The organism is Halorubrum sp. C191 (assembly GCF_002727095.1).
In the GTDB taxonomy this organism is placed as follows: domain Archaea; phylum Halobacteriota; class Halobacteria; order Halobacteriales; family Haloferacaceae; genus Halorubrum; species Halorubrum ezzemoulense.
Window position 1 is genome coordinate 1 of record NZ_NHNZ01000092.1, and the last position, 3,102, is coordinate 3,102.

General features: G+C 53.1%; 4 protein-coding genes and 1 pseudogene. 2 read left to right on the forward strand and 3 right to left on the reverse strand.

Features of this window, described 5'->3' with window-relative positions:
* Nucleotides 1-150 precede the first annotated feature (150 nt).
* A pseudogene (locus tag Z052_RS07885) lies at nt 151-510 on the reverse strand (ATP-binding protein); the annotation flags it as partial.
* Nucleotides 511-658: 148 nt separating this feature from the next.
* Here Z052_RS07885 and Z052_RS07890 point away from each other — a divergent pair.
* Complete coding sequence (locus Z052_RS07890) at nt 659-961, forward strand: UPF0175 family protein (protein WP_099288956.1); 303 nt, start codon at nt 659-661, stop codon at nt 959-961.
* Complete coding sequence (locus Z052_RS07895; RefSeq protein WP_094519517.1) at nt 958-1,476, forward strand: hypothetical protein; 519 nt, start codon at nt 958-960, stop codon at nt 1,474-1,476. The genes Z052_RS07890 and Z052_RS07895 overlap by 4 nt, the downstream gene beginning before the upstream one ends.
* A gap of 233 nt (nt 1,477-1,709) precedes the next feature.
* Here the strand turns inward: Z052_RS07895 and Z052_RS07900 are convergent, their stop codons facing one another.
* Entirely contained in the window at nt 1,710-2,204 is a 495-nt protein-coding gene (locus tag Z052_RS07900; RefSeq protein ID WP_094580491.1) for a hypothetical protein, read from the reverse strand.
* Nucleotides 2,205-2,206: 2 nt separating this feature from the next.
* Complete coding sequence (locus Z052_RS07905; RefSeq protein ID WP_099288957.1) at nt 2,207-2,887, reverse strand: nucleotidyltransferase domain-containing protein; 681 nt, start codon at nt 2,885-2,887, stop codon at nt 2,207-2,209.
* Nucleotides 2,888-3,102: the final 215 nt, after the last annotated feature.

The following is a 3,102-nucleotide window of genomic DNA, read 5'->3' on the forward strand; positions in this document are numbered from 1 at the left end:
CATAGTTTCAGAGAGTACCCCACGGTACTTATATAGTCGGGAGTCAGTCGGTCGAGGTGTGGTGGTTGTGTCGTCCCATGTCGGTTTCCTCCCCGACCTACTCGCTCACTCCGTTCGCTCCTTGAGGTCGGGGGCTCCACCTCGAAAATGCTGAAACACTGAGGGAATGGTCTCGTCATCCGCGACGAGATACGAGAACTCGTCTAGGGCGATGACGCAGGGTCCATCAACACGGGAGATAAGATACTGAAACGCCTCCTCGAAATCGTCGACATCCGGAGGAACATCATCGAATGTTTCAGCACACCGACCCGCGAACCGCCGCGCGTTGTGACGCGAACCACGCTGATCACACAGATAGTAGACCGAAGTTGCTTCCAAATCCTTGAGCGCAGTCGTCACCAGCGTGGTTTTTCCGACCCGACGTCGACCGTAGAGAACCAGTAGCTGTCGGTCTTCCCTTGAGAGATGTGACGTGAGCCACTCCAGTTCATTCTCTCTGTTGATCATTATGTGTACGATAATATTATCGTGTACATAATATGTGTTCGGGTTCCACACATGCTGGGGACTTAGCCTACACGGCTGAGGGCGACCAGTCGGTGTCGTCGCAGATGGTGAGAAACCATTATGTAGTACAGCGTGCTACTGCGTATACATGCCATCGATTAGTGCCCGAGTACCTGATGACGATGAAGACGAGCTTGAAGCGGTAAGTGAGCTGTTAGATGAAGACAAAAGTACAGTCATTCGGAAAGCACTCGCAGAAGGTCTCTCATCCATCCGTCGACGTGTCGCGATCGAACGGTATCAAAGTGGCGAGCTCTCAGTTAACGAGGCGGCTCGACTGGCAGATGTGAGTCTCGCAGAGTGGCTCGAAATTGCCCGTGAACATAATCTCACAACGCAACTGTCTCCAGAAGATATCGAAGCAGACGCCGCTGCTGCGCGTGAGCTGTGACGCGGATTTTTCTCGATGCGACGACGCTCATCGCACTCGGAACGATCGGTGAGCTCGAACAGCTGACAAGCTTTACTGGTACGCTTGTTGTCCTCCCCACAGTCCAACGTGAGGTCACGACAGAGCCCGCACAGACAAATCTGACCCGGTTCATTGCGCAGGATGCGGTTGCGACGACCGATCCAGCTGTTCAGGATCGTGTTGAGCAAGCCAAAGAGGTCCTTGGCGAAACAGAACAGAATGGAGACGTATCTCTGATCGCTGCGGTGTTGGCCTACACAGCTGAGGACCGGCCGGTCGGTGTCGTTTCAGATGATAAGCGTGTTCGAACCACGGCTCGTGGGCTTGGGGCGACAGTCACTGGGACGGTCGGTGTGATCGTTCGGGCAGTAGAGGAGGGACTTGATCGAGAAGCAGCACACGATCTCGTAAGGCGGATTGACTCACACGGGCTTCACATGACTGGGAATCTCCGGGAAAAGGCCTACGCACTTATCGACGACGCTGCTGAGTAGGGGACTCCACGCTACCACTTCAGTTGAACCGTCTGCCAGATCCTGACGAGTAATATGCCACGGTTGTTGAGACGACGGAGTGACCTCGATGTCAAGGCGCCGGTGTTCTTCGCTGGAGGACAAGGCCCGTGTTACGTGCCGGATCGAACGGGCAACGATGAGTACGTCGATGCCCGCGACAGCGAGTACGAGTTTGGTTAAGGGCAACACCTACCCATCCAATACCTCATTTTTCACGTACAAATACATTCGTGAGATTGTCCAACGAGATTGACAATCTGTGTGTGAATATCCCCCGCAAGCGCAAGCATCGTATTCGCTCGTTCTTCTGTCGCCATCCCGTCCTGATAGTATGTGTGAGCACGGTTCTCTTTCCAAAGGTCTTCAAGTTCCGTCGCAACCTCCTCGGTGATGAACCCGACATCTGCGCTTCGATTGATTGCGGTCGTGTGCGACTGTGGTGGCCGGGATGGATCGTGGTGCCCCTCCAATATCAACCAGAACAATAGCGTACGTTCGATTGAGGTGAACGCAGCCTCGATTGTGAGCGTATAGTACCCATCTTCGCACAATTTCTCAGCCCCGGAAAGCAGTCGACACGCTTTCCGGAGTTGAACGAGATCGGCACTGGCGACATCCAACCCATCTTCGGAGGTCTGTCCACCGCGGCGGAAGGCGTCTTGTGCGTTCGACAACCGCGGCTCGATGTCATCGTGATCGATCGGCATCGCTACGCCCCTCCGTGAGGTTGTGTATAGATATCTTGGCGTAGCTCCTGGAGTGGGGGAGAGGTCGTGAGCACTAGCCCTTCATCGAAAAACCCTGTGAGTTCAGTGCTGTGTGAAACAGCAGTTTCTGGCGTCTCAACGAGAACCTCAAACTCGTACCGATGGCCGCCAAACGACTTGTCTTCGATTTCGCGTGCAAGAGAGGTACAGATTCGCCGACCGTAGGTGAGATCTCCATCAATTATGACAAGAAGGTCAATATCACTTCGACGGTCTGCTGTTCCGCGAGCGACACTACCAAAGAGAATGGTCCCAACGAGTTCATCGATCTCTTTGCTCTCTTGAATACGAGTCTCAAGTTCGTCGAGATAGGCCCTGACTGGCTTCCGGAACTTCGACTGTGGTATTAAAAAAATGGGGTCTGGACGCTGAAGATGATCGGTATCGATCGAAATTCGAGCGGGCCTATGGTTACTCACAGCGATCACACCGAGTTTCTTAAGTAATGTAATCGAGCGCGAAACAGACGAGACATCTGCGCCCGTGATCGACGCTAGTTCCTGCTGTGTGAACTCCTCAAAGGGATTGTTCACGAGATGGTGGAGGATATCCTGCATTGCCTGATATCGGAAGACTCGCTCTTCTGGAAATGGGAAATCGAAGAGCACGTTCGTGTCTTTCATAATACGCAATTACTTGTATAATATGAAAACTCTTAGGGTGGTCATCCCAGTCAGCTTCCGTGAACATCCCAAACTAGCGGTGTAGTGCCGTGGGAATCCTCGCTCTTCTGGGCGGAGAGGATGTCAAACATGCTGGTGACTGAGCAGGCCTTCATCCCATCAGAGAAACTGGAAAGAGGTTCAATATTGTACGTCAATTGACATCCTCCTCCGCG

What these genes read in the sequence shown, in the direction of transcription:
- Z052_RS07890 (WP_099288956.1), top strand. Translation starts at nt 659, where the DNA reads ATGCCATCGATTAGTGCCCGAGTACCTGATGACGATGAAGACGAGCTT.
- Z052_RS07900 (WP_094580491.1), bottom strand. Translation starts at nt 2,204, where the DNA reads ATGCCGATCGATCACGATGACATCGAGCCGCGGTTGTCGAACGCACAA.
- Z052_RS07905 (WP_099288957.1), bottom strand. Translation starts at nt 2,887, where the DNA reads ATGAAAGACACGAACGTGCTCTTCGATTTCCCATTTCCAGAAGAGCGA.